We start from the raw sequence: 25,940 nt of genomic DNA on the forward strand, positions 1-25,940 counted from the left end.
TTTTTTAAGACTGATATTTAATATGATGAGTATTTAATCTGATGGTACATTTTGCAGTGATGAGTTTTGTGAAAAGTGTGATATTTTCCTTGCACTAAAATGGTTAGCTTAAGTTTTTTAGATGAAAAAGCCGCTTCTTATTCCCTTAATTGCATCATCTGTTTTATTGGGCTGTCAGGATTCTAAACAGTCTACTACTGAAAATAAGACCCAAACTGACTCTATTTTGCAGCATAAAATTACAGTTGCGAAGTGGGTGGGTGAGTATCAAGGAACAACGCCGTGTATGAGCTGTATTTCGCGTTGTGAGGAATGTCCTGGCATGGCTGTAGATTTAGTGCTCAATCAAGACCAAACTTATACTTTAAAGCGTGAAAGTTTAAGTGGTCATAATGACGTCGAAATCTTGACAGGGCGCTTTCAGTTTAGCAATAAGGATCAGAGCAAACTTGAATTAATGCAGGTCAAGACTCGCAATTTAATTTATGTTGATTTAGAGCAGCAACTACTTGAAATTTTACAAGATAAGACAGGTCATCTGTATGCTGCGGAAGATGATTTTCTGTTAGAAAAGAAAGTTTAGTTTATGTTTTAAGTGATTGTAAAAATCTAAAAAATAGATCTACTTATGGCGTTGTTGATCTAAAGCTTTTGCAGATTGTTCATTCACTCTTAGGCAAAAAAACAGTATGCTTAGACCTGTAAAAAGGAGCATACATGTATCAGGTACTTGCGCGTAAATATCGTCCACGTAATTTTAATGAATTGGTTGGGCAAAACCATGTGTCACGAGCACTGACCAGTGCCTTAGAACGTGGTCGTTTACACCATGCGTATCTATTTACTGGCACACGTGGGGTAGGTAAAACCACCATTGCACGTATTTTAGCGAAGTGCTTGAACTGTGAAACGGGTGTCACATCAACGCCGTGTGAAGTATGTCCAACTTGTAAAGCAGTCAATGAGGGTCGATTTATCGATTTAATTGAAATTGATGCTGCATCACGCACCAAAGTTGAAGATACTCGTGAATTGCTTGATAACGTACCTTATGCACCCACCCAAGGTCGTTTTAAAGTTTACTTAATCGATGAAGTGCATATGCTTTCGACGCATTCTTTTAATGCACTGTTGAAAACGCTGGAAGAACCGCCAGAGCACGTTAAATTCCTTTTTGCAACGACCGATCCACAAAAGCTTCCAATTACGGTGATTTCTCGTTGTCTGCAATTTACTTTGCGCCCACTGGCTGTAGATGAAATTACAGTACATTTGACGGATATTTTACAGAAAGAACAGATTCAAGCGGAACAAGATGCCATTTGGCAAATTGCTGAATCTGCACAAGGATCACTCCGTGATGCCTTGTCTTTAACCGATCAAGCCATTGCGTATGGTCAGGGTGCGATTCAGCATCAAGATGTCAAAGACATGTTGGGGTTGATTGACCGCACGATTATTTATGATTTGATTTTAGCCATTCATCAAAACCAAAAGCAGCGTGTCAGCGAATTGCTTATGCAATTTAGACAGCAGGCTTTAGATGTATCACTGGTTTTAGATCAGTTCATTTCAACTTTGCATGAATTGGCATTATTGCAATATTTGCCCGATTTAAGTCTCAAATATAGTGCTGAAATTAATAAAAAAATCATGCAGTTATCGCAGTTGATTTCAGCGCAAGATTTACAATTGTATTATCAAGTGTCATGTAAAGGTCGTGCAGATTTACAATTGGCTGTAACACAAGAACAAGGTTTTGAAATGTGCGTGTTGCGCTTATTGGCGTTCCGTCCATTACAACCGAACGAAGTTTTAGTGTCTGCAATACCACAGGTTCAGCAACAAGCTCCACAGGTCGATGTTCAAGCAGTTGTACACAATGTGCAACAACACCTTGTTGATGCATATCCAGTAGAAGAAAGTGTTGTAGAAACTCCAGCAATGGTCACTCAGCCGAATATAGAGCCATCTTCAGATGACTTCTTGGATGAGCCTATACTGGATGTTGTAGAGACAAATGTTACACCAGTAATGCCAACAACGACTTCAGATCAAATAATCTTTGATCCTGCCTCCGAAGATGCTTTATTTGATTTAGACGAGTCGAATAATGATGTTAACGTTGTGGCAGATGATGAACCGAATAGTGATGATTTCCTGTTTGATGAAATCGCACCATTAAATGATGTAGTAGAAGCGGAAACTTTAAAATCACAAGATGACATTGCTGTGGCGGATCAAGAAGCAGATTTATTCTTAAGCCAAGAACAAATGTCGATTGAGTCTGTACATGCTGAAGTTGCGGCAGCCAAGGTTATCGATGAGCCTATTCTTGAATTAGAACAACCGAGTTTTGAAGAAAATCGAGTTGCGGTTGAAACTGTATCCGCACAAGATTCAAACTTGATGCCACAAGATATTTTAAGGCTCACGCCGCAACAACTTGATGGTGAGTGGACGGTAGAGAAGTGGGAATACTGGTTTAGAAATAGTACATTAACGCCTGCTGTACAAGAGTTGGCCCAACAGGGTGTGATGACGGGGCAAATTGATGGTGAGTCGTTATTTCAGATTCCACCCAAATATGAGCAGTTGTTAAATCAGTTACAACATGCTTTAGAGCAAGCCTTAAAAAATGAATGGCCCAACACGCATTTTCAGGTGAAATATGCAGAAATTGAAGCCACAACACCCTATAGTATGCAAAATGAGCGTAAAGAAAAAGCCTATGCTCGGGCTTCAGAATTATTGCATGCAGAATCTGCGGTGAAGGATATTTTGCAAAACTTTGAGGGTGAACTACAGAATATTCAATTGAAATAAGTTTACTTATTCATACTGTATTGAAATAAAGCATCTCGCATTTCAATTGGAATGGAGGTGCTTTTTCGTGTTTGGCGATCTACAAATACATGCACAAAATGACCTTGTGCAGAGGCAACATCATGGAATTGTTTAAAAATAGCTAGATCGTATTGTACCGATGAATTCCCCAGCCTAGAAATGACCACACCGACTTCAATAATTTCAGGATAAGAAAGCTCTTGAAAGAAGCTACAAGCGGAATCAACCACCAATCCAATAATGGGTGAATGTCGAATATCAAAGTTTGCTTTTTCAATCAGTAAAGCATTGGCGGCAGTGTCAAAGTAACTGTAATAAGTGACATTGTTGACGTGACCGTAGATATCATTATCTGACCACCTTGTTTGTATCGGTAGAAAGTATAAAAAATCGGTACGTTGTTTGGGTGTTTGCTTCATTATCATTGTATTTTTAACAGGCGATTAATATTCAGTTGTACTGTTAAAAATAAAGGAATGCAAGAGGTGAAAAGCAAGGTCATTTATCGCTCGGTAAATGACCATTAGCTGAAACTTATAAATTATGAGTAAATTGCTTGATAAATCTGTAAGGCATCTTGTTGGGTCAGTTCCCGCAGATTGTTTTGTAAAAGCCGAGTTTGCAACATGGCATCACTAGCAAGTTGTTCAAGCATATTTTCAGCAATGTTCAAATCTTTTAATTTTAAAACCAAACCACTTTTATCTAAGTGATTTTGCATATGGTCAATAAATAAGTCACATAAACCATCAATACAGCCCGTACTTTTGGGGTCTAGCCAGCACATCAGTTCGGCATAGTATTGTTTGGCATGGGGTGCATTAAACTTTAAGACTTCAATTAAGACCAAAGCATTGCTATGACCATGCGAAATATGAAAATGTCCACCTAGCGGATAAGCCAGAGCATGTACTGCGGCAACAGGCGCATTGGCAAAGGCTTGACCTGCAAGCATTGAACCGACCAACATATTTTGTCGTGCTGCTAAATTATGACCATCTGCCAAAACCAGACTTAAATTCTGGTTGAGTAATTTTAATGCTTGTTTTGCTAACATATCGGCATAAGGATTCTTTTTGATTTTAGAGGTATACGCTTCAATGGCATGTACCATCGCATCAATCCCTGTTGCCGCTGTAATGTGAGCAGGCAAATTTTGAGTAAATGTGGCATCTAATATTGCTACATCAGCAAATAACACGGGAGAGACAATCCCCGTTTTCGTAGTTTCACCCGTAGTGACAATAGAAATGGGTGTGACTTCAGACCCTGTGCCTGCTGTAGTGGGGACTAAAAATAACGGCAGTCGAGGTTGTTTGGCATTATTGATGCCATATAAGTCTGACAATGTTTGCTGTTGTTGTGGGTGTGCAAGTATGGCAATGATTTTAGCGACATCTAATGAACTTCCTCCACCAAAGCCTAAGACAATATCGACTTTTTCATTTTTTGCGAATTGAACGGCATCTAAGACGATATGTTCGGGTGGGTCTGCTTGAACGCTAGAATAAATGACATAATCAAGTTGAATGGTTTCCAAAATTTCAATAATGGTTAAATGCAATTGTTGTTGAATCATTCCTGCATCAGTGACCAATAACAGCTTTTTATACGGTTGCTGTTGTAACAAATGTTTTAACTCATAGATCGAGCCGAGTCCTGAAATAATATTCGAGACGGTCTGGAATTGAAAATGGCTCATCTATTGCATCCTTTTTTATATCAAATTCAAGATTATTGTTTTAGCGTTCTATAGGGTCTATTGATATTTGAAAAATGGATTGCGTTGTCGGCTAAAATGGAGCAGGCAAGGTATGAAACGTAGGCAATAGCGAGACTATTTTCAAGTTTCATTACGAAGACTGAGATCATTTTAGCCACAACCTTTCAGGACAAGCGTGTTTTTGCCTCAACTGCGTTACGAATGATTCACTTAGAATAACTAAGCTGCATCATCCGTGTCTTGTATCGTCTAAAAACACGCGTTGTCGCAACCACTTTGAAATGCCAATAGACCCTAGGATTCATCCTATAAATAACTTAACATAAGACACCTGAAAATAAAGCTGTTATCGAGGTTGTTTATGTCATCCCAAACGCCATATAAGGTGTTATGTGTCTGTTTAGGAAATATTTGCCGCTCTCCAACGGCAGAAGTTGTACTTAGACATTTTTGTGATAAACAACAACTCAATATTGTGATTGATTCTGCTGGAACCAGTAATTATCATCCAAACAAAGCACCCGATGGGCGTAGTCAACAACATGCTTTAAAACGTGGTTATGACTTGTCTGCATTACGTGCTCGTCAATTAAAAGCTCAAGATTTTATTGATTTTGATTTGATCTTAGCCATGGATCATGAAAATTTATTCAATATTCAGGCGCTTTTAAATCAAGTTCAGACAGAATATGGCGCAAGTCAAATTCGGGCAAAAATTGCATTGATGAGTGAATATGATCAAACTTATCTCAAGCAAGCCTTACCAGATCCCTACTATGGTGGGGAAGATGGTTTTGAACGTGTATTGGATCAGTGTGAATCGAGTAGTTTGGCTTGGGTCAGTATTTTTAAACAACAGTTCAAACAACAGATAGATGTGAAATAAAGGTTTAAGAACAATGAATATTCAGAATCAAATTCAGCTTAAGCCTTTTAATACCTTAAGTCTTGATGTAACAGCATCACATTACATCAAAGTTCAAAGTGATGAAGCATTAGTTGAAGCGCTAAACTATGCCAAACAACATTCGTTAAATGTTTTGATTTTGTCTGGCGGTAGCAATATGTTGTTGCCTGAACATATTCATGCACTTGTGATTCATATGGATATTCAAGGCATTGAATATCTTGCTGAAGATGAGCACAGTAAAACCATTCGAGTGGGTGCAGGACAAATATGGCATGATTTTGTGTTGTGGACGACTTCTCAGTATTTATACGGCTTACAAAATTTGGCTTTAATTCCCGGCTTAGTTGGTGCATCTCCAGTGCAAAATATTGGTGCTTATGGCGTTGAAGTCGGTGAATTTATTGAATCCGTTCAAGTTTATGATCGTCAATTGGAAACGTTCAGCACCATTTTTGCAAAAGATTGTGATTTTTCATATCGACATAGTATTTTCAAAGATGATCCAAACCGTTTTGTAATTACGCATGTGATTTTTAAATTGCTTAAGCATGCCGATTTAATGCTGAATTATGGTGATTTGAAACAAGCGGTGGGTGATGAACAAACTGCGGAGAATTTGCAAAAGCAAGTGATTGAAATCCGTCAAAGCAAGTTGCCCGATCCCAAAGAATATCCTAACGTCGGAAGTTTCTTTAAAAATCCGATTATTACAGAACAGCTTTATGACCATTTAGCGCTAACATTTTCAAAGTTGCCTCATTACCCTCAAGCGACAGGTGGCGTTAAAATAGCGGCAGGATGGTTGATTGATCAATCGGGTTGGAAAGGTAAACAGCTCGGGATGGTGGGTATGTTTCATAAACAAGCCTTGGTTTTGGTCAATTATGACAAGGCTACGTTGGCAGATGTACAAGCAACGTATCATGCAGTACAACACGATGTTTATCAAAAATTTAACATTTTATTAGAGCCTGAGCCTGTATTGTTTAATGAGTCAGGTTTAATTCGTTCACATTTGGAATAAAAAATTATGGCGAAAACACATTGGATGGTTCGATTGGTACAAATAGCTTCTGTGTTATTTGTACTGTTCGGCTGTTTTATGGTTTTGATTTATTCGCCATTTTATTCGCAGTGGGTCGTTAAGGGGCTGAATCATTTTGTTCCTGTCGAAGTCAATCAAGTTGCAGCAAAAAGCCAACAAATGGCAGCATTAAGTGAACATGAGAATTTAGAGCCGGGTTCTAAACTGTGGATTGCACGCCAAGCCTATTTAAAGTTGATGGAAGAAGCGATACAAAGTCATAATTCTCAAGATTTGACTGTGATTCAAGCGCGATATAAAGCCTTACAACAAATGATTGAGGAAGCACAACAGCAAGAAAAGGATGAACAGGAAAAACCACGTATTCCGTTACTTGCAAAAACAGTGGATGAGGAAGTAGAACAAGTAGATCCGACACAAGTGGTTAAAGATTTATTGGATTTGAACAGTACTGAAAATAAAGCGTTAATGGAAAAATATGTAGAATTTCTTCGCACGCATAAAATTGCAGAGCAAGTGGTTGCTCAAGAACCTGTAGATGAAACGATTTATCAAGATATTGCATTAATTCACGAACAGAATGCACAGCCTCAACCGCAAAGTTCAAAACCTTATGCCATTGTGGTATTGGGTGGTGGACTCACTTTAGATAAGAATGGTCAAGATATTGTGGTCAATGATTACACACGGCTACGCTTAGAAAAGACTTTAGCGATAGAAAAACAATATCAACTGCCGATTGTTTTAAGTGGTGTAGAAGCGCCTTATATGCAGCGATGGTTAAAGAAATATGATGTGGATGCAAAATTACTGGAAGACCGAAGCATGAATACTTGCGAAAACTCGCGTTTTAGCTCGTTATTATTACAAAAAAAGGGTGGAGCACCGAGGGTGATTTTAATCACAGATCGTTATCATATGCCGCGTACACGTCGTTTATTTGCATTAAATGGTATTGAAACCGTACCTGTTGAAGCACCGATGCCAACACAGTTGACTAATTGGCGTCCAAGTCAGCAGAATTATGATCATAGTCGCCGTGCGAATTATGAAATGTTAGCCACGATTCGTGATGTTTGGTTTGGTTCAAGTGACTGTCGGGAGGTGCCTTAAATGTCAGATATCCCATTTTTAAATCCAACGATTTTAAAACAGTTAGATTTACCTGTTCCGAGTCGAGAAACTACACCACAATTACTGGAAGCATTAAATCTCAATCGACCTTATCAACCTTCGGTTGAAATTCAGGCTTATCGTAAGCTGTATGGTTTAAATTTATTAGCGTGTGAGCAGTGGCAAGGCTATGTGCAAATGCCTTTATTTAAATTGCATGTCCAAGTCTTTCAACCGAATTTAGAAAACCTACCGTTTGATCAAATCCGTGGGACGGTATTTTTACTGCATGGTTATTTAGAACATAGCGGTATTTATCAGCCGATTATTGCTGAATTGCTGGAACAGGGTTTTAGTGTAATTACCTATGATTTACCCGGTCATGGTTTAAGTGATGGTTCGCCTGCGAACATTAAAAACTTTGATCATTACCAACATGTTTTACATGCAGTATACCAATATGTGAAAAATGCCAGTCAATTGCCTAAACCGTGGTTAGGCATTGGACAAAGCACAGGCGGGGCAATTTGGTTGCATCATTTATTGGATTTTGCACAGCGCCGTGAAAACCCTTATGTAGAGCGCGTTTTATTGCTTTCTCCGCTGATTCGACCTGCGAAATCCGCTTGGTGGCATAATTCGGTTGGCTTGGGCATTATTCGACGCATTAAACGTCAAGTGCCGCGTCATTTTAGACGTAATAACCACAATCCTGAGTTTCTACGCTTTGTGCGTTTAAAAGATCCTTTACAGCCGCGGATGATGGGCATGGATTGGATTTTAGCAATGTCGAAATGGATGCAAGAGATGGAAGCGCGTCCAGCATGTCGTATTCCTGTATGGTTGGCGCAAGGTGCGTTAGATGAGACAGTCGACTGGCGTTACAATATTGAGTTTATTCGTCGTAAGTTTCGACTTCAAACCTTATTGATGTTAGAAGAAGGTTCTCATCAATTGATTAATGAACGTGCGGATATTCGTGCAGCATTGACTGGTTTAATTCCTGCCTTTTTACATGCACAAAGTTCAGATGGTTATTATTAAAACTTTATCGCAGTTGCACTTCGTTTGAGAATCTAAGTATAAAAAGAGGTCAGATCAATATGACCTCTTTTTTTGATTAAAAATATGTCCTTTTAGATCAGAAAATTTGAAATGGGAAACAAAGGTTTTACTTATTTGAGTTTTGCATACGTTTTTATTTATAGCTGAGATTTGATAAAAGTTCACAATAAATGCTTAATAAAAATTCAGCTTTAATTTGCTGATCTTATGATTTCTCAAAAGTTTTATGCTGCGTTACATTGGTTTTAGTTTAGTCACAAGAGGTCGCTAATATGACAATGAAATCAATACGGTATAACAGTGGAGATCTAGCTTGCTAAAGCTCAACTGCACCAACAAAATCAGTAATCATCAAACTTTATATTGGGGTGAAAAAATAAAGTTTGATACTTCCTTCGCACAAAGTAACGACAATAAAAGAAACATACAATGATAATGCTTTTGAAGTCCCAGCAATTGGGACTTTTTTTATTTCAATGACTTGGTTTAATCTGTAATTTGACGTACTGCATTAGATAGGTCAATCGGTTCAATATGTTGAATTTTATTGCCAAAGCTTCTTAACCACCAAACCAGTTGTGAAGTGAAAGGTACTGTAGCGGTAATTTGTGCTAAACCATTTTCCAGTTTCTGTATGGTTTGGTCTTTGCTAAGTTGGCTTTCATCAAAATAATGTGCATCTTCTTCAGACATGGTTAACTCTAAAGCAATGTTTTCGGTTGGCTTGTTATAATCTACTCTAAAACCTAATGCACCAGAGTCAATATAAGCATCAATGTCAAAGTGAATCGGATGCATTGCACGTGAGTTTAAAACAATGGCTGATTTAAAACGGTGCAAGGCAAAAGTTTGAATGTCAGTTTTATCATGGCGGGTACAAATTAAATAAATAATCGCACCTTTTTGTACCAATGCTAAAGGATTTAACGTATAGGTTTTTTCTTCGCTTAAATGACTACGTCCTTGATAAACACACTCTAATTGTTTGTCTTGCAGTAAACCTTCATAAATGGCTTGTTGGGCCAATTTGTCGACTAGGGGAGGAATGAGAGGTTGATTCGCTGGAACAATACGCACCCGATTAATCCATTGGCGTACATTGTTCTGAGTGGATAAGCTACGACGTGCCAAATCAAACCATGGATTCATTTCTTCAATTAGACTTGGTGGCAGTAAGTGCTTTAAATGTTCCTCTACCATCATGAACGTCACTGCTTGAGAGCTGGTCATATGCGGTAAGCTTTGAATTGGCGCATCTGAACGCCAACGCCAACCTTGAGGGACCGTTTTACTACTTTCAATAGGGAAACGTAGCGAGATTTGATTTAAATCACGCTGAATGGTGCGCAGGCTGATATCAATACCTTCACGTTGCAAAATTTCTTGTAATTCTCGAGTACCCATCCACTTTCCAGTAGAAAGGCGAGATAAAATTTGCCATTGTCGGTACAGACTATTGGATGTTTCTTTTTCTTGTGAAGACATAACTGAAATTAAAAATCGAGTAGCTTGTTTATATCTCCATTGCATGCCGAACACAATAAAAAAACTGAATATTTTTCCAAGCTTTTCCAGTTGGAACGTTCTATATTGGATGGATAAAGAAGCAAAAGTGTTTATCGCTGATTGGCATGCTTGTTGCTTAATCTTACTTACAATAGATAACAATGATGAGGTTTGTATGCTTAAAGAAAATCAAGATACAAATTCGATTTCGACGCTAGAACGTTTTCCTAATGATGCTGGATTAAATGTGAATACATCTGGAACAACTCAATTTACAACTTCGCCTAAAGAAAATACTTTATTTCAACAACTTAAATCACATTTTTTCAATGAATTGCTTGATGATCACAGCATGTCGGGTGAAACCTGTAACAAAATCGAGCAGTGGTTATCACAACATACGATTGAAGAATTAAAATCATTAAATCAAACCGCTAAAGATCACTTTTTATATGAGGGGATTACCTTTACCGTATATGGCGAATCTGAAGGGATTGAACGAACCATTCCGTATGATTTAATCCCACGTGTAATTGAGAAAAAGCAATGGAATAAAGTTGCACTTGGCTGTGCACAACGGGTTCGCGCGCTGAATTTATTTTTACACGATATTTACCATCAACAAGATATTTTAAAAGCCAATATTGTCCCTGAGTTACAAGTACTGACGCATGAAGCCTATCAACCGCATATGTATGCACATGACTTGAAAGGTAAAATTTATAGTCAAATTAGCGGCATTGATATTATTCGTGACCGACATGGTGAGTTTTATGTTTTGGAAGATAATTTAAGAACACCTTCGGGCGTTTCTTATATGCTAGAAAGTCGAAAAATCAGCCAAAAACTTATGCCTGAATTGTGTCAGCAAAATAATATTTTAGGCATTGAGCAATATCCACAATTACTCAAAGAAATTTTGGCTGAAAATGCCTATGTAGACCGACCTTTTATCGTGGTACTTACACCCGGACGTTATAACAGCGCATATTATGAACATTCTTTCTTGGCAAGGGAAATGGATGTGCCTTTAGTGACATCGCGTGACCTTTTTGTAGAGAACGATAAGGTTTATGTCAAAACGATTCGTGGAAGGCAGCAGGTTGATGTAATTTATCGTCGAGTCGATGATGAATATTTAGATCCTTTATGTTTTCTGCCTAATAGTTCCTTAGGTGTTGCTGGCTTAATGTCCGCTTATTTAAATCACAATGTCGTGATTGCAAATGCACCGGGTACTGGCGTGGCTGATGATAAATCCATCTATCCATATGTGGATAAAATGATTCATTTTTACTTGGGTGAAGACGCAATTTTAAAAAATGTACCAACGTATCAATGCCGTGAAGCTCAAGATTTAGATTATGTATTATCTAACTTGGCTGAGCTGGTGGTGAAGGAAGCTCAAGGTTCCGGGGGCTATGGCATGTTGATTGGTCCACAATCCTCGAAAAATCAAATTGAACTATTTCGAGATAAAATTATTGCAGCGCCGCATTTGTATATTGCGCAGCCGACGTTGGAGTTATCTGTTTGTCCAACAATGACAGATTATGGTGTGGCAGAACGTCATATTGATTTACGTCCATTCGTTTTAAGTTCGCCATATCGTACGGAAATCGTTCCGGGGGGCTTAACACGTGTGGCAATGCAAGCGGGTTCTTTAGTGGTGAATTCTTCACAAGGTGGCGGAGTTAAAGACACATGGGTTGTCGATAATCTTCATTCATAAACACTTAACCATGGGGATGAAATTATGATTTTATTAAATAGCAATGCTCAACATATTTTTTGGTTAGGTCGATATTTAACTCGTATTCAATATTTATGTGGTCAATTTCCATTTTATGATAACCAAGATGCGTTGGGATATGCACATGCTTTTTGCTTGCCCGCTTTTGATGCAAGCTCGTTAAATACTTTATTACTGGATACAGAACAACCTTCATCCTTTCATCAACAGTTTCAATACGCAAAAGATAATGTACAAGATTTACGTGGAGTGCTTTCCGCAAAAGCCTATGCTGAACTAAATCAACTCATTAAAAATGCCAATGAAAATGCAGCGTATATCTGTGATGTTGCTGGAGAGTGTCATGAGGTTTTAGAAGCAGAGCCTGAAGATATTTTCCTGTTTTTTACTTTGGGTCAAAATATAGAACAGTTAGACCGACAAATTCGCTTGAAACAAGACCAGCTGAGCACACTCGAAAAGATTGATCACATTGTCGGTTTTTTGCATCAGATTGGTTGGAATGGGTTGAATCAGGCATGGCAGCAACTTAAATTAACTCCAGATAGTATGAATTTTTATCAATTTAGTGATCATATTCAGCATTTATTTGAGGTGGATGTATGAAGTTGATGATTAACCACCAAACTCACTATAGCTATAGTGATCAGGCATGTAACAGTATTCAGTATATTAAAATGACCCCGATGAGCAATGTACATCAGCAGGTGCAGTGTTGGGATGTGAGTGTGCCGGGTCAGAAAGAAATTAAGGCGGATGCATTTAATAATATTTGGATTACCAGTTCACAGCGACAACCCTATCAGCAAATGACGATTATGGCGCAGGGGATCATCGAGATGAATCCTCACACCCAATTTGGGATTGATATACCCATCAATCCAAATTTATTTTTGCAACCTACAGCAAATACTTTGTGTAATGCTGAAATGAAAGATTTTGCCAAGCGGCATGTGCCATATTTAACCCGAGAACATTTAATTCATTTATCTACAGCAATTTTACAGCATATTCCTTACGTGCCTGATCAGACCTCAGTGCAAACCTCTGCGATTGATGCCTTCCAACATCGGCAAGGGGTGTGTCAAGATCATAGCCATGTCTTTATCGCCATGTGTAAGTATTTGGGTTTACCCGCACGTTATGTATCGGGGTATTTATTTGTAGCAAATACTTCTCACCTTGCAAGTCATGCTTGGGCAGAGGTTTTTTTTGACAATACGTGGTATTGTTTTGATACAAGTAACCAATTATTTACGCTAAATTCACATATTTATGTGGCAATAGGTCGTGATTATTGGGATGTTGCACCTGTTCGAGGTATAAGAGAGCGTGGTGGTATTGAGTCTATGAATTCTATTGTTCAAGTACTCGCTTGCTGAAAATTTGAAGGTCATAGGAGTTGTTAATGACGTATTGTTGTGCGCTACGTTTGAAAGATGGGTTAGTTTTTGTGAGTGATACACGTACCAATGCGGGTGTGGATCATATTTCGGTATTTCGTAAGCTCTATACGTTTGGTGTAGAAGGCGAGCGATTTATAAGCATACAAACATCTGGTAATTTAGCGACAACTCAAGCGGTCATTAGTCATCTAAATAATCATTTAGAACTGAGGCAAGAACCGAATTTATATAGTGTGAATACGATGTTTGAGATTGCCGAATTGGTCGGTCAAACATTAAGAAAAGTGATTTCAGATATCACGGCTGACACCGATGAGCATAATAATTATTCTTGTAGCCTGTTGCTTGGTGGGCAAATTAAAGGTGCAGATATGCAGCTTTATAATATTTATTCTCAGGGTAACTTTATTAATGCAACAGAAGACACGCCGTATTTTCAAATTGGAGAAAGTAAATATGGCAAGCCTATATTAGATCGAGCTTTGGTTTATGAAATGCCCTTAGATGAGGCAGTGCGCTGTTGTTTGATTTCTTTTGATTCTACGTTACGTTCCAATGTCTCAGTTGGAATGCCACTAGATACCATTGTTTATAAAAAAGATTCATTGCATATTCCAAATGGCAAACGTATCTATGAAGAAGATCCCTATTTTAGGCAGTTGAGTAAACAATGGTCCGATACTTTACGCCGTGGTGTGCAAGAATTGCCAATCCCGACCAATGATTATTTAGAATGATATTTTGCTATTTATGATACAAATATAAGGACTTAGCTTAGCGGCTGAGCTTAATAAAAAACCCAAGTTTAACTTGGGTTTTTTAACTTCAATTTTTTACTTTCTGATTGGGCGAGCACTTAAGCGGCACAACAGTTCATAACCAATGGTGCCATTGGCTTGGGCAACATCATCGACCAAGCGGTTTTTACCCCAAAGTTCGACTTCAGTCCCTAAAGGTGCATTTAACCCAGTGACATCAATGGCAATCATGTCCATAGCGACACGACCAATCACAGGTGTGGTTTGGCCTTGAATGGAAACATAGTTTTGTTTTGGAAAGGCACGTGGATAGCCATCACCATAGCCAATTGACACAATCGCCAGCTGCATTTCTTCGGTTGCAACAAAGTGCGAACCATAACCTACAGATTCACCTGCTTGAATGGTATTCAATGCAATAATTGCTGCGCTGAAGGTCATGACGGGTTTAAGATCTAAATCATCAGCCGTTTGATCTGCAAATGGAGAGGCACCATACAGCATAATACCGGGGCGAACAAAATCAAAATTCAATTCAGGCCATTTGAAAATTGCGGCTGAGTTACAGCACGAAGCCATAATTGGAGCGCAAGCTTCTTTGACGTGTAAAAATTGATTTTTTTGTTGCTCATTTAAAGGGTGATTTTCGGCATCTGCATTGGCAAAATGCATGGCAAGAACACAGGTAAAACCTTCTGCTTTGAGTGCATTAATGATTGCAATAATTTCAGCTACTTTAAAACCTAAGCGGTTCATACCACTATTTAGTTTGACCCAAACTTTTAAGTTTTTAGCAATGTAAGCATCTTTATGTGCGCGTAGCCAATCCAATTGTTGTTGTTGATGTACGATACACTCAAGATTATTGTCAACCACAACCTGCATTTCATCTTCAGAGAAAACACCTTCGATGAGCGTAATGGGTTGTTGATAGCCGAGTTCTCGAATCTCAAGTGCCTCTTCAAGACAGGCGACACCAAAAGCATCCGTTCCACTTAAGGCTGCTAAACAGTCTTTGACTCCATGTCCATAAGCATTGGCTTTAACCATACTCATAATTTGAGCAGTTGGTGCAAGTTGTTTAACACGGTTTAAATTATATTGCAGGGCTTCTCTGTCAATATAAACTGTTGCTTGGCGCACCCTAGTTACTCCTTGGGGTTACAAATAATACATTACGAGAGGGTAAGACCCAGACGTTGAATGAATTTTTGAGAGATTTAAATGAATAATTTCAGTGGGATTGATAAAATATTTATCATGAAAATATTGAATTATTGTAGTCTTATCAGTTAAAAATGGACATAAGTTTAAACAATTTTATTAAAAGTTAATTTAGATCAAACTTAGACTTTGCATATAATCTTTTGGGGTTTGACAATTTTTCAGCATTTTATTTTAGTCTAACGAGGCGTAAATTTGCTTCGGCAAAGCTATTTCACGGACGCGCTATTTTTTTGAACAGTAAACGTCAACCAACCCTTGTTTTAAGCTGGTTTTAAAGAAAAGCTTAACTGAGCTTTAAATAAAAACAGTGATAACAATATTTTCTATTTATATAAAAAGGACACATTATGGGCGCTTGGTCGCATGAACCATTTGGTAATGATACTGCAAACGATTGGGCTGATGAACTAGAAGAGAGTTCAGATTTTTCAATTGTTGAAAAAGCTTTTAATCAAATTATTGAATTTGCAGAAGAATACATTGATGCCGATATTGCTTGTGAGGCTTATGCAGCAGCAGAGGTGCTTGCTCAAGCTTTGGGGGAAGGAACACAAGATGATACTTATACGGAAAAAATTGACGCGTGGTTAACAAAACTCACGATTAAACCGAATAATCTTCTTATTCCAAAAGCACTTCGAGCATTGGATTTATTGACTACCCAAGACTCAGAGTTAGATGAACTTTGGCAAGATTCAGATGAATATACCCAGTGGATAGTCAATGTTGATGAATTAAGAGAACTTTTAAAAGCTAAACTTTAGATGCTTTTATCTAGACCTGATTTAACAGGGTAATAAAAAACGGACAGCTAAATGTCCGTTTTTTTATTTTTGTAGAGTGCAGAAATTATTCTTCATCATTATATTGAGAATAAAATTCAGGTGAAAGGTTACTAAAACGCGTATATTGACCTTCAAACGCTAGACGAACAGTACCAATTGGACCGTTACGTTGTTTACCGATAATAATTTCCGCTGTGCCTGCTTCTTTGGATTCTTTGTTATAAACTTCATCACGGTAAATAAACATAATTAAGTCAGCATCCTGCTCGATTGCACCTGATTCACGAAGATCGGACATCACAGGACGTTTATTGGGTCTGTTTTCTAGTGAACGGTTGAGCTGAGATAATGCAATGACAGGGCACATCATTTCTTTAGCCAGTGCTTTTAAGCTTCGTGAAATTTCTGAGATCTCGCCAACACGGTTATCACCCATACCTGGCACTTTCATCAATTGTAAGTAATCGACCATAATACAGCCAATTTTACCACCATGCATTTTGGCAATACGACGCGCCCGCGCTCGTAATTCTGTCGGTGGTAGGGCTGAGGAATCATCAATATATAGATGTTTTTCCTGCAATTGCAAAATGGTGCCAGTCACTTTCGACCATTCATCGCCATCTAATTTACCAGAGCGTAAGTGTCCTTGATGAACCTTGCCGTAAGCTGAAATTAAACGCATGGCGATCGAATCTGCGGGCATCTCCATGGAAAAAACCAGAGCAGGCAAGTCGCAGTTAAATAAAACACTTTCCACTAAGTTCATCGCGAACGTGGTTTTACCCATAGAAGGACGTGCAGCAACAATAATCAAGTCACCTGATTGCATGCCAGAGGTTTTGTTATCCAGTTCCATAAAACCTGAAGTTAAACCTGTAATGCTGCCTTCCATTTGTGACAGTTCATTTAACTTGTCAAAAACATCGGCAACGACAGCATTGATTGGTTTTGGTCCTTGAGCTTTAGCATTGTTATTATGTTGTTCAGCAATAGAGAAAATATTCGTTTCGGCTAGATCTAAAATTTCACTCACACTACGACCTTTGGTGTCATAGGCATTTTGTAAAATTTCAGAGCTGACTTTAATCATGCTGCGCAAGGTTGAAAATTCTTTAATTTTATTGGCATAGGTTTCTAAGTTATAAAAACTAGAAGGGGAATCTGCCATCAATTGCATCAAATATTCTTCACCACCTACAGCATCCAATAGGTTTTGTTTGATGAGCCAATCATTGACCAAAACGGCATCATATGGTGAGTTTTCTTGGGTTAACTTTTCAATCGCACGAAAAATATATTTATGTCGTGTCGCATAAAAATCATTTTCACTGAGTACATCACCAACTTGTTCAAAAGATTCAGCCACAGTCATTAGCGCTGCAAGCACAGCTTGTTCAATTGCTAAGTTGTGCGGTGGAGTACGAAACTCTTTTAGTTGGCTAGGCTCATTACTTTTATTATCTACTTTAGATGAGTTAAGCGTAGCATTGGCATTCGCCTGTGACATATAAAACCCTAATTTTAAATGCAATAAATGAGTAATTTAGAAAGGTGGCACGAAGAATAAATTTTCAAATATTTTCGTATAAACAGATAATACGCGCTCTTAAAAAAAATGCGAATCGAAAATTTCATTCATCTAAAAGCAGTCAAAATAAGTTGTGCTAACGGCTTATTGTTACAACCATACAAGCTATTTTGACTATTTTCAGAGATAAAAAAAGAGCATGCAAAAGCATGCTCTTTTTCTTGCAGAAAATTACTCAGATACGATAGTAACGAGAACTTCAGCAACAACATCATGGTGCAATTGGATTGCGATGTTGAATTCGCCAGTGTGACGAAGTGCACCGTTCGGCAAACGAACTTCTGCACGGTCAACTTCAAGACCAGCATTTGTCAACGCGTCAGCGATGTCACGAGTACCGATAGAACCGAATAGTTTACCTTCGTCACCAGCTTTAGCAGTGATTACGATGTTAACTTCGTCTAATTGGTCAGCACGTGCTTGAGCAGCAGCTAAAACATCAGCTTCAGCTTTCTCAAGTTCAGCACGACGAGCTTCAAAAGCAGCAGTATTCGACTCAGTCGCTGCTACTGCTTGACCTTGAGGGATAAGGTAGTTGCGGCCGTAACCAGCTTTAACTGAAACTTTATCGCCTAATTTACCAAGGTTTTTAATGCGTTGTAGTAAGATAATATCCACAGCTCAACCTCACTTATGATTGTCAGTGTAAGGGATCAAAGACAAGTAGCGAGCTTGTTTAATAGCAAGCGCTAATTGACGTTGGTAACGAGCTTTAGTACCTGTAATACGGCTAGGAACAATCTTGCCATTTTCAGTGATGTACTGTTTTAAAGTATCGATATCTTTGTAGTCGATGTAAGCAACTTTCTCAGCTGTAAAGCGGCAGAACTTGCGACGACGGTAAAAACGTGCCATTTATGTTCTCCTTATGCTTCAGCAGAATCTTGAGATTGTTGTGCTTCTTCACGTTGTGCTTTACGCGCACGTTTTTCTTCAGCACTTTTAGCAAGCAATGACTCTTCAGTGATTGCATGTTCACGACGAATAATAACATTACGAAGGATTGCATCGTTATAACGGAACAATTCTTCTAATTCATTAAGCGTAGTTTGACCACATTCAACATTCATTAAAATGTAGTGAGCTTTATGAATTTTGTTAATCGGGTAAGCCAATTGACGGCGGCCCCAATCTTCTAAACGGTGAATTTGACCTTCAGCTTCTTTGATGTGAGTTAGGTAACGTTCTACCATACCCACAACTTGATCGCTTTGGTCTGGATGTACCAAAAGTACGATTTCGTAGTGACGCATTGTCAGCTCCTTACGGTTTATACAGCCTCTAAATAAATTCGGAGGCAAGGAGTCACAACCGAGGTTGTGTCGCAAAATTTGCGAAGCGTGAATTTTAGTGGTTTTAAGCTAAAATTACAAGAGCAGCTTTCTGAAATACTGAATTTATATACGTGGCTTCGAGCGTAATAGAAAAACCACATAGCCTTTAAATTGAGGATCTTGCTGTATAAAGGCTGGGTTAATCCATTGCCCATTTTGTACCAGTCCCACTTTATAAGGTAAATGCATAGCGGAAATTCGTTTTAAGTAGCTTTGATAATTTGGAATTGTGCTTGTGCCTTGATACGTTTGGATGACCAGTTCATTAATATTTTGTCGTAGCAAATTTAAAACTTGCGCATCTTGAACATTGGTCCAGTCGAGTAAACCAGTAATACTGATTTGATATTGTTTAGGTAATTGCTTTCTTAATGTTTGAAGAAATAGGGCATATTGCTTTAGATTTTTTGTCTTTGCATCGAAGTCAATTTGAATGCCTTGAATTTGATTTCCCGCATTTTCCCACTGTTTGATGCGGGTTAAAATTTTTTCTAATTCAGATTTTTGCCAGTTTAAATGATGGTTTCGATAGACTAGCCAAACTTTTTGATGCGGTATTTTGAGAATTGAGACACCTTGAGGAGTGAAGATTGAACTTTGTGTAGATTGATCTAAACGGATTTCGCCTTGTAAAATATAAAGCTCTTTGGCTTGTTTTAAATAAGCAGCAGTGGAAATATTTCCCCAAATCCAAAAACTAGCGTACTGATTGGCATCAACCATGGTTTTAGCTGAAGCAGATTGACTCGGTTGGCATGCGATTAAACTCAAGCCACAAAGTAAACTAATAATAATCGAGTGAATCCGCTGTAGCATCTGTAATTTACCAATAGAATTTTAATGATTTTGCCCAAGTCGTATTGGGGTAATCACGTTTGATTTGATCGAACCATTGTTTTCTTACGGATTTTTCAACCTCTTGATCTTGGCAATCATTTAAACCTGAGGGTGCATAACATTGGATCGCACGATAAAGTGCGTAGGCTTTTAATTCACCATTGGGCTGAGTTTTAATTATCTCTTTATAGACTTGTCCACGAGTAAATATCGAACCCTGAAACGTTGGGCTTTCCTTCTCGCTATAAGTGAATGAGCTGAGCATATAACCATTTTCACTTCTAAAATATTCACCCAAACATAGTTGTAAATTTACGTCTTTAGGGGTGTCTGCCAGTTTTTGAGTCAGGGTTTTTAAATCAGAGCATTTAATTTGCGGGGTAATGGTTGTGCCTTTCCAAATGAAATTGGCCAAAGGGGGCTGACTACGAAATTTTTCAGCCGCATTTTCGTTATGATTAAACTGGCTGACATTGTTCGGTAGGGCTGCATAAGCCTGATTAAATAAATTGTAATTTTGATGGACTAAAGATTTATTCAGGGCTGTGTATAGGGCTAAATTCTTATGCTCTGTACTTGTTGTGGTCTGAATGATTTTCATCAGACTATTTTCATTGGCAGATTCAGAAATAAAGCTTTTTTGTAAAGAGGCCTGTTTAATTTTGGCGTTTGAACCGATAAAAGCATCTACATTTTGTTGTTTTAAATAATAAGGATATAGCGTTAATTCAAATAATCCACGTTGATCAGCTGTTTTCGCTTTTGCGAGGAAGGATTCCCAATAGTGTTGCGTAGATTGAGATTTCTCCAATTTTTCAATAATTCTTCCTTTTAGAAAAACTTGACTGAGTTGTAGATAGTTGTTTATGGCACTAGGATTATCTTTAGGAAGTAGATTTAAGGCCTCTTGCGGTTTATTTTGAATAAAGAATAAATGATTGGCCTGTAAATACTGAAACAGTTCAGGTTGGTTTTTAAATATTTCTTTTTGACTGTTGAGCTGTGTCCATGTGATGACTTTATCATCTGCTGTTTCTGGCTTACGCATTTGCATTAAGTCATAAATGGCCAGCAACAGAGGGTCCTTTAAATTTTGAACATTAAAGTTGCTATTTTGAAAAACGTGGCGATCTATTTCATAAGCAACATTATTCATTTCAAGGTTATAAAATTTAGATTTTGGATTGTTGATTTGCCAGACAAATTCATTGACCAATAAATCATGTCGACCATTTAACCAATAACCACGACGTAATAGACCACGCGCACTAGCGGCATATTCTCCGTTTGGATATAGCTTTAGATATTGAGTAATACTGTTAAAGAGCTCTTTAAGCAGGGTTGGATTAAGTTTCTCTCGTTGAAGATCTCCATACTCGCCAACACCACTTTGAAAAGCAGCATTTAGATTGCTGCGAATTAACATGTATTGAGTTGTTTCTTTTAACCAAGGATTATTTACATTGGTGAGTAGGGAGTAAATCTTAGTTGCTGTAGAAAAGTTAGTATTATAAAAAGCAATCGTTGCATTTAAGTAGGATGCATATTGACGTGTAGTCACTGTCCAGTTTGGATTAACATTAATTAAACTAATTTGTTTTTCACATTCAGAAATTTTGTTACGTTCACGAATTAAAATATCCTTTTCAGCACTGGGTATTGCTCGATCATTTTTCACCTGTTGAATAAAATCAGAACTGCCTTTGGTCATGGAATTGCAGTGTTCTTGATAAGGATCTATATCTGTTGCCACAAACTTACGTGCATTGAATGCTCTATTTTGAGCAGATGAGGTGAGTTGTTTGGTTTCAAAAGGAACATCACTATAATTAGTATCCCAAAGAGATCTTTTTTCGGCTGTGGTCGAAATACTGACTAAATTTAAATCACTGAGTAATAAGAGTAGATTGGTTTGGTTATCGTTGGCAGGTGTAAGTGTGGGTAAATTATTACAAGCAGTATATTCGTTGTTCTGAAGTATGGTGCTTGGTTCGCAGTAAATGTCAGCACCGGCATGCCCAAGGCCTGAATAAAAAATGCATACAGGAAATAAAGACGTAAAAATAGTGTGGCGTAATATATTAAGTTTAGAGTTCATATGAAAAAAGTAACTTTATAATTTTGGTTGCAATATTAGCAACTGGATTGTTGTAGTGAAATAATTCTAGGAGCAAAAAATAAAAAAAAAGATAGAGTAGAACTCTATCTTTTTTAAAAAAACACGATTTGTGTTGTGGGTACTTGTGAGGTGAAACTAAAGCATAAGCTTACAATCGTAATGAGAATAACTGAAAATAGGAAAAAACGTTTTGCCCATAATTGGTCATTTTCAGCTTTAAATCCAAGTACACCAATATAAAACCAGTAAATACATAATGCATTTAGAATCACAAGATAAAGCCAATTTGTATAACCATATACATATAAAGCATTCATCGTGATGGTAAATAAAACAACATAAATCAGTGATTCAATTTTAGTACGTAAAATAGAACGTGCTACAGGAAGAATCGGAACACCGGCATTTTTGTAGTCATCAAAACGATATACTGCAATTGCCCACGAGTGTGGCATTTGCCAAAGTGCATAACCAATAAAAATAATTAAGGCAGCTAAGTCAAATTCATGGCTAACAGCGGTATATCCAATCACTGGTGGGCTTGCACCAGAAATACTTCCAATAACGGTTTGGTGAATTGTTGTGCGTTTTGTCCAGAGGCTATAAAAAACCACATAAACTACAAAACCAATCACTGCAAATAAAAAAGCGTACGCATTTACCCAGAACCATAAAATGCTAAAACCAATCGCACCCAATACAAAAGCATAAGCTAGCGCAACAGAAGGAGAGATTGTTTTTTTAACCATCGCACGGTTTAGTGTGCGCTGCATTTTTTGGTCGATGTCTTGGTCAATAACGTTATTGACCACACAACCAGAGGCAACAACTAAAGTTGTACCAAGGAGGGTAATAAGCAATAAAAGGAAATCTACAGAACCTTGAGCGGCTAAGAAATAGCCGCCCAAAGTGGTAACAAAGTTACCAAAGAGAATTCCTGGTTTAGTCAGGAATATATACTTTTTCAGCATGACAATCAGTTTAGATCATCATGTTGTAGTGAAGGTAGTTCATGATCCATACAGAACCAATCAACAATACCGCAATACACAGTACTGTATAGATAAATGCAATCACGTTCCAACGTTGTTCAGAAGACGAGTTCATGTGCAAGAAGAACATGAGCTGTACAAGAACCTGAGCAACTGCAGTAATAGCAATTACAGTAACCAAAATACCACGTCCAAAGCCACCGCTCATGACCATTCCAAAAGGAATAAGAGTAAGAGCAACTGACAAAATGAAACCAATAGTATATTGCTTCACGTTACCGTGCGATGCACCAGCAGAGTTGTGATCGTGACTCATTAGAGAACTCCCATCAAATAAACGACGCTGAATACACAGATCCAAACGATGTCAAGGAAGTGCCAGAACAAGCTTAGGCAAGCAAGACGACGAGTGTTTGGAAGAGTCAAACCATTTTTCTTGATTTGAATCATCAAAATGATCATCCATACCAAACCCGAAGTTACGTGAATACCGTGCGTACCTACTAATGTAAAGAACGACGATAAGAACGCACTTGTGCTTGGGCCATGACCAGCATGAACTAAGTGATTGAACTCATAAAGTTCCATACCAATGAAGGCAGCACCAAATAACCATGTAATGATTAACCAAGTTAAAACTTGGCTAACATTTTTTTTGTATGCAGCAAGTACGGCAAAACCGAATGTTACAGAAGAGATCAGGAGAGCGAAAGTTTCAGTTAAAACGAAACCTAAAGACTCACCAAAAAGCTCTTTTGCACTTGGAGTACCCATTGGAATGTGACTGCTTAATACAGCGAACGCAATGAAGAGTGTCCCGAATAGGATCAAGTCACTCATCAAGTAAGTCCAGAAACCAAAGACGGTGATGTCGGTATCATCGTGGTGATGATCATCATGTCCATGGTTGTCGTGATGAAGTACTTCAGCCATTGTCTTAGTCCTTCTTCAAGTGTTTTTCAAGAATCGCATAGCGTTCGTTTTCAATGCGTTCTACTTCAGCAGCAGGCACATAGTAATCCACTTCTTTCGTGAATGAACTTACGATAAACGAAACGATAGCACCAATGAATCCAACAGCAGCTAACCACCAGATATGCCAGATTAAAGCAAAGCCCATAACAGTAATGAACATTGCAATAACAAAACCAGCAGCACGATTAGTTGGCATGTGTACATCTTCATACGACGTAGGACGCGCGTATGCAACACCGTTTTCTTTGTCAGTCCAGAAGCGGTCGATACCGTCAGCTTGTGGTACATGAGCAAAGTTATAGAACGGAGCAGGTGAAGACGTAGCCCATTCTAATGTACGAGCATCCCATGGATCGCCAGTTAAATCGAGATTGTCGTTGCGTTGTAAGAAACCAACAATGATTTGCATTAAGAAACATGCAATACCAATCGCGATAAGGATAGCACCAAAGAGGGCGATAGCGATGTATGGATCCCATTCTGGATTGTCATATGTATTCAAACGACGAGTCATACCCATGAAACCAAGGATATAAAGTGGCATGAATGCAAAGTAGAAACCGAAGAACCAGAACCAGAAAGCTGCTTTACCCCAAGCTTCATTAAGTTTCCAACCAAACATTTTTGGCCAGTAGAAAATGATACCTGCGAACATTGCAAATACTACACCACCAATAATTACGTTATGGAAGTGAGCAATTAAGAATAACGAGTTATGTACTAAGAAGTCCGCTGGTGGAACTGCCATTAATACACCTGTTAAACCACCGATACCAAAAGTCACAAGGAAGCCAAGTGTCCATAGCATTGGTGTTGTAAAGGTAATACGACCCTTATACATGGTGAATAACCAAGAGAAGATTTTCACACCAGTCGGAATCGCAATAACCATGGTCATGATACCGAAGAACGCGTTAACGTTGGCACCAGCACCCATTGTAAAGAAGTGGTGAACCCATACTACGAATGCAAGTACTGTGATCGCAATAGTCGCATACACCATTGATTTATAACCAAACAATGCTTTGCGAGAGAAAGTAGATACAACTTCAGAGTAAATACCAAATGCTGGTAATACCAAGATGTATACTTCTGGGTGACCCCAAGTCCAAATCAAGTTTACATACAACATTGGGCTACCACCCAAGTCATTTGTAAAGAAGTGGAAGTCGAAGTAACGGTCAAGTGTCAACATTGCAATTGTTGCAGTTAACACAGGGAACGACGCAATGATCAATACAGACGTACAAAGCGCAGTCCAAGTAAAGATCGGCATATCCATAAGTGTCATGCCAGGTGCACGCATTTTAATGATGGTAACAAAGAAGTTAACACCCGTTAAAAGAGTACCTAAACCTGAAACCTGAAGTGCCCAAATGTAGTAGTCCACACCTACGCCAGGAGAATATTCGATACCTGAAAGAGGAGGATAAGCCATCCAACCAGTCGCAGCGAATTCACCCAGTGCAAGAGAGGCCATCATGAGACCCGCAGCGCCGGCAAATAACCAGAAGCTTAAAGAGTTCAATAATGGGAAGGCAACGTCACGAGCACCGATCTGTAAAGGTACAGAGATATTCATTAAGCCGACAACAAGACCCATTGCTACGAAGAAGATCATAATTACGCCATGCGCAGTAAAGATCTGATCGTAATGTTCAGGATGTAAATAACCTTCACCACCACCTCGTGCGAGGAATTGCTGAAGACGCATCATGATCGCATCTGCGAAGCCACGAAGTAACATGACTACAGATACCAAGATATACATGATACCAATTTTTTTATGGTCTACAGAAGTGAACCATTCAGTCCACAAGTAGTTCCATTTTTTAAAGTAGGTGATCCCTGCAACAGCAGCAAGGCCACCTAGGATCATCATTGCAACAGTTACCAATACGATTGGATCGTATGGAATTGCATCTGGTCCTAACTTACCTAAAAAGCTCATGTC

25 protein-coding genes are annotated in these 25,940 nt (G+C 38.4%); 11 read left to right on the forward strand and 14 right to left on the reverse strand.

Translation table 11 applies throughout. The annotated features are described in order from the left end of the window. The first annotated feature begins 121 nt into the window (after positions 1–121). Both F994_RS03945 and dnaX read left to right on the forward strand, forming a co-directional pair. Complete coding sequence (locus F994_RS03945) at positions 122–583, forward strand: copper resistance protein NlpE N-terminal domain-containing protein (protein WP_004648806.1); 462 nt, start codon at positions 122–124, stop codon at positions 581–583. Between the two features lie 134 nt (positions 584–717). Next, positions 718–2,826, forward strand: coding sequence for a DNA polymerase III subunit gamma/tau (gene dnaX / locus F994_RS03950; protein WP_004648807.1), 2,109 nt, complete (start codon positions 718–720; stop codon positions 2,824–2,826). 2 nt (positions 2,827–2,828) lie between these two features. On the opposite strand, the gene F994_RS03955 is transcribed toward dnaX, so the two are convergent. Both F994_RS03955 and F994_RS03960 read right to left on the reverse strand, forming a co-directional pair. Further along, on the reverse strand, positions 2,829–3,266 hold the full coding sequence (locus F994_RS03955; RefSeq protein ID WP_004648809.1) for an acyl-CoA thioesterase: 438 nt from the start codon (positions 3,264–3,266) through the stop codon (positions 2,829–2,831). Between the two features lie 122 nt (positions 3,267–3,388). Next, on the reverse strand, positions 3,389–4,549 hold the full coding sequence (locus F994_RS03960) for an iron-containing alcohol dehydrogenase (RefSeq protein ID WP_004648810.1): 1,161 nt from the start codon (positions 4,547–4,549) through the stop codon (positions 3,389–3,391). 382 nt (positions 4,550–4,931) lie between these two features. Here F994_RS03960 and F994_RS03965 point away from each other — a divergent pair, with 382 nt between their 5' ends. The 4 genes from F994_RS03965 to F994_RS03980 are packed head-to-tail and all read left to right on the forward strand — an operon-like array spanning position 4,932 to position 8,682. Then, on the forward strand, positions 4,932–5,456 hold the full coding sequence (locus F994_RS03965; RefSeq protein ID WP_004648811.1) for a low molecular weight protein-tyrosine-phosphatase: 525 nt from the start codon (positions 4,932–4,934) through the stop codon (positions 5,454–5,456). 13 nt (positions 5,457–5,469) lie between these two features. Next, on the forward strand, positions 5,470–6,504 hold the full coding sequence (gene murB, locus F994_RS03970) for a UDP-N-acetylmuramate dehydrogenase (RefSeq protein ID WP_004648812.1): 1,035 nt from the start codon (positions 5,470–5,472) through the stop codon (positions 6,502–6,504). A gap of 6 nt (positions 6,505–6,510) precedes the next feature. Then, a complete protein-coding gene (locus F994_RS03975; RefSeq protein ID WP_004648813.1) occupies positions 6,511–7,638 on the forward strand; it encodes a YdcF family protein in 1,128 nt (375 codons plus the stop codon). Continuing rightward, a complete protein-coding gene (locus tag F994_RS03980; protein ID WP_004648814.1) occupies positions 7,639–8,682 on the forward strand; it encodes an alpha/beta hydrolase in 1,044 nt (347 codons plus the stop codon). A gap of 507 nt (positions 8,683–9,189) precedes the next feature. On the opposite strand, the gene F994_RS03985 is transcribed toward F994_RS03980, so the two are convergent. Then, positions 9,190–10,188 carry a helix-turn-helix transcriptional regulator gene (locus F994_RS03985; protein ID WP_034696521.1) on the reverse strand — a complete coding sequence of 333 codons (999 nt, stop codon included), beginning with the start codon at positions 10,186–10,188 and terminating at the stop codon, positions 9,190–9,192. 196 nt (positions 10,189–10,384) lie between these two features. On the opposite strand from F994_RS03985, the gene F994_RS03990 reads away from it, so the two are divergent. From F994_RS03990 to F994_RS04005, 4 genes are read left to right on the forward strand one after another with little or no spacing between them, the layout of a single operon-like run. Beyond that, positions 10,385–11,941 carry a circularly permuted type 2 ATP-grasp protein gene (locus F994_RS03990; protein ID WP_004648816.1) on the forward strand — a complete coding sequence of 519 codons (1,557 nt, stop codon included), beginning with the start codon at positions 10,385–10,387 and terminating at the stop codon, positions 11,939–11,941. A gap of 24 nt (positions 11,942–11,965) precedes the next feature. Continuing rightward, positions 11,966–12,568: an alpha-E domain-containing protein gene (locus tag F994_RS03995; protein WP_004648818.1), complete on the forward strand. Its 603-nt coding sequence runs from the start codon at positions 11,966–11,968 to the stop codon at positions 12,566–12,568. Further along, on the forward strand, positions 12,565–13,344 hold the full coding sequence (locus F994_RS04000; RefSeq protein ID WP_004648819.1) for a transglutaminase family protein: 780 nt from the start codon (positions 12,565–12,567) through the stop codon (positions 13,342–13,344). The genes F994_RS03995 and F994_RS04000 overlap by 4 nt, the downstream gene beginning before the upstream one ends. A 26-nt stretch (positions 13,345–13,370) precedes the next feature. Continuing rightward, the gene (locus F994_RS04005) at positions 13,371–14,105 is read left to right on the forward strand and encodes a proteasome-type protease (protein ID WP_004648820.1); all 735 of its coding nucleotides are present in this window, start codon (positions 13,371–13,373) and stop codon (positions 14,103–14,105) included. Between the two features lie 96 nt (positions 14,106–14,201). Here the strand turns inward: F994_RS04005 and alr are convergent, their stop codons facing one another. Continuing rightward, positions 14,202–15,269: an alanine racemase gene (gene alr, locus F994_RS04010; protein WP_004648821.1), complete on the reverse strand. Its 1,068-nt coding sequence runs from the start codon at positions 15,267–15,269 to the stop codon at positions 14,202–14,204. A gap of 431 nt (positions 15,270–15,700) precedes the next feature. Between alr and F994_RS04015 the strand changes: the two genes are divergently transcribed. Next, positions 15,701–16,117, forward strand: coding sequence for a DUF4259 domain-containing protein (locus F994_RS04015; RefSeq protein ID WP_004648822.1), 417 nt, complete (start codon positions 15,701–15,703; stop codon positions 16,115–16,117). 85 nt (positions 16,118–16,202) lie between these two features. Here the strand turns inward: F994_RS04015 and dnaB are convergent, their stop codons facing one another. The 10 genes from dnaB to cyoB form a co-directional block, all read right to left on the reverse strand. Then, a complete protein-coding gene (gene dnaB, locus F994_RS04020; RefSeq protein ID WP_004648823.1) occupies positions 16,203–17,648 on the reverse strand; it encodes a replicative DNA helicase in 1,446 nt (481 codons plus the stop codon). 252 nt (positions 17,649–17,900) lie between these two features. After that, positions 17,901–18,347: a 50S ribosomal protein L9 gene (gene rplI / locus F994_RS04025; RefSeq protein WP_004648824.1), complete on the reverse strand. Its 447-nt coding sequence runs from the start codon at positions 18,345–18,347 to the stop codon at positions 17,901–17,903. A gap of 9 nt (positions 18,348–18,356) precedes the next feature. Continuing rightward, positions 18,357–18,584: a 30S ribosomal protein S18 gene (gene rpsR, locus F994_RS04030; RefSeq protein ID WP_004648825.1), complete on the reverse strand. Its 228-nt coding sequence runs from the start codon at positions 18,582–18,584 to the stop codon at positions 18,357–18,359. An 11-nt stretch (positions 18,585–18,595) separates the two neighbouring features. After that, on the reverse strand, positions 18,596–18,982 hold the full coding sequence (rpsF, locus tag F994_RS04035) for a 30S ribosomal protein S6 (protein WP_004648827.1): 387 nt from the start codon (positions 18,980–18,982) through the stop codon (positions 18,596–18,598). Between the two features lie 144 nt (positions 18,983–19,126). Further along, on the reverse strand, positions 19,127–19,879 hold the full coding sequence (locus F994_RS04040; protein ID WP_004648828.1) for a DUF3142 domain-containing protein: 753 nt from the start codon (positions 19,877–19,879) through the stop codon (positions 19,127–19,129). A gap of 7 nt (positions 19,880–19,886) precedes the next feature. Beyond that, positions 19,887–21,998 carry a PA5441 family protein gene (locus tag F994_RS04045; RefSeq protein ID WP_004648829.1) on the reverse strand — a complete coding sequence of 704 codons (2,112 nt, stop codon included), beginning with the start codon at positions 21,996–21,998 and terminating at the stop codon, positions 19,887–19,889. Between the two features lie 113 nt (positions 21,999–22,111). Then, on the reverse strand, positions 22,112–22,990 hold the full coding sequence (gene cyoE / locus F994_RS04050; protein WP_004648830.1) for a heme o synthase: 879 nt from the start codon (positions 22,988–22,990) through the stop codon (positions 22,112–22,114). Positions 22,991–23,000: 10 nt separating this feature from the next. Further along, positions 23,001–23,327, reverse strand: coding sequence for a cytochrome o ubiquinol oxidase subunit IV (gene cyoD, locus F994_RS04055; protein WP_004648831.1), 327 nt, complete (start codon positions 23,325–23,327; stop codon positions 23,001–23,003). Beyond that, on the reverse strand, positions 23,327–23,944 hold the full coding sequence (cyoC, locus tag F994_RS04060; protein WP_004648832.1) for a cytochrome o ubiquinol oxidase subunit III: 618 nt from the start codon (positions 23,942–23,944) through the stop codon (positions 23,327–23,329). The genes cyoD and cyoC overlap by 1 nt, the downstream gene beginning before the upstream one ends. Positions 23,945–23,948: 4 nt before the next feature. Further along, positions 23,949–25,937, reverse strand: a complete 1,989-nt coding sequence (gene cyoB / locus F994_RS04065) for a cytochrome o ubiquinol oxidase subunit I (protein WP_004648833.1) — start codon at positions 25,935–25,937, stop codon at positions 23,949–23,951. Between the last annotated feature and the right edge of the window lie 3 nt (positions 25,938–25,940).

The sequence above is a fragment of the Acinetobacter bohemicus ANC 3994 genome, from assembly GCF_000367925.1.
Classification (GTDB): Bacteria; Pseudomonadota; Gammaproteobacteria; order Pseudomonadales; family Moraxellaceae; genus Acinetobacter; species Acinetobacter bohemicus.

What these genes read in the sequence shown, in the direction of transcription:
- F994_RS03945 (WP_004648806.1), top strand. Translation starts at nt 122, where the DNA reads ATGAAAAAGCCGCTTCTTATTCCCTTAATTGCATCATCTGTTTTATTG.
- dnaX (WP_004648807.1), top strand. Translation starts at nt 718, where the DNA reads ATGTATCAGGTACTTGCGCGTAAATATCGTCCACGTAATTTTAATGAA.
- F994_RS03955 (WP_004648809.1), bottom strand. Translation starts at nt 3,266, where the DNA reads ATGAAGCAAACACCCAAACAACGTACCGATTTTTTATACTTTCTACCG.
- F994_RS03960 (WP_004648810.1), bottom strand. Translation starts at nt 4,549, where the DNA reads ATGAGCCATTTTCAATTCCAGACCGTCTCGAATATTATTTCAGGACTC.
- F994_RS03965 (WP_004648811.1), top strand. Translation starts at nt 4,932, where the DNA reads ATGTCATCCCAAACGCCATATAAGGTGTTATGTGTCTGTTTAGGAAAT.
- murB (WP_004648812.1), top strand. Translation starts at nt 5,470, where the DNA reads ATGAATATTCAGAATCAAATTCAGCTTAAGCCTTTTAATACCTTAAGT.
- F994_RS03975 (WP_004648813.1), top strand. Translation starts at nt 6,511, where the DNA reads ATGGCGAAAACACATTGGATGGTTCGATTGGTACAAATAGCTTCTGTG.
- F994_RS03980 (WP_004648814.1), top strand. Translation starts at nt 7,639, where the DNA reads ATGTCAGATATCCCATTTTTAAATCCAACGATTTTAAAACAGTTAGAT.
- F994_RS03985 (WP_034696521.1), bottom strand. Translation starts at nt 10,188, where the DNA reads ATGTCTTCACAAGAAAAAGAAACATCCAATAGTCTGTACCGACAATGG.
- F994_RS03990 (WP_004648816.1), top strand. Translation starts at nt 10,385, where the DNA reads ATGCTTAAAGAAAATCAAGATACAAATTCGATTTCGACGCTAGAACGT.
- F994_RS03995 (WP_004648818.1), top strand. Translation starts at nt 11,966, where the DNA reads ATGATTTTATTAAATAGCAATGCTCAACATATTTTTTGGTTAGGTCGA.
- F994_RS04000 (WP_004648819.1), top strand. Translation starts at nt 12,565, where the DNA reads ATGAAGTTGATGATTAACCACCAAACTCACTATAGCTATAGTGATCAG.
- F994_RS04005 (WP_004648820.1), top strand. Translation starts at nt 13,371, where the DNA reads ATGACGTATTGTTGTGCGCTACGTTTGAAAGATGGGTTAGTTTTTGTG.
- F994_RS04015 (WP_004648822.1), top strand. Translation starts at nt 15,701, where the DNA reads ATGGGCGCTTGGTCGCATGAACCATTTGGTAATGATACTGCAAACGAT.
- dnaB (WP_004648823.1), bottom strand. Translation starts at nt 17,648, where the DNA reads ATGTCACAGGCGAATGCCAATGCTACGCTTAACTCATCTAAAGTAGAT.
- rpsR (WP_004648825.1), bottom strand. Translation starts at nt 18,584, where the DNA reads ATGGCACGTTTTTACCGTCGTCGCAAGTTCTGCCGCTTTACAGCTGAG.
- rpsF (WP_004648827.1), bottom strand. Translation starts at nt 18,982, where the DNA reads ATGCGTCACTACGAAATCGTACTTTTGGTACATCCAGACCAAAGCGAT.
- F994_RS04040 (WP_004648828.1), bottom strand. Translation starts at nt 19,879, where the DNA reads ATGCTACAGCGGATTCACTCGATTATTATTAGTTTACTTTGTGGCTTG.
- F994_RS04045 (WP_004648829.1), bottom strand. Translation starts at nt 21,998, where the DNA reads ATGAACTCTAAACTTAATATATTACGCCACACTATTTTTACGTCTTTA.
- cyoE (WP_004648830.1), bottom strand. Translation starts at nt 22,990, where the DNA reads ATGCTGAAAAAGTATATATTCCTGACTAAACCAGGAATTCTCTTTGGT.
- cyoD (WP_004648831.1), bottom strand. Translation starts at nt 23,327, where the DNA reads ATGAGTCACGATCACAACTCTGCTGGTGCATCGCACGGTAACGTGAAG.
- cyoC (WP_004648832.1), bottom strand. Translation starts at nt 23,944, where the DNA reads ATGGCTGAAGTACTTCATCACGACAACCATGGACATGATGATCATCAC.
- cyoB (WP_004648833.1), bottom strand. Translation starts at nt 25,937, where the DNA reads ATGAGCTTTTTAGGTAAGTTAGGACCAGATGCAATTCCATACGATCCA.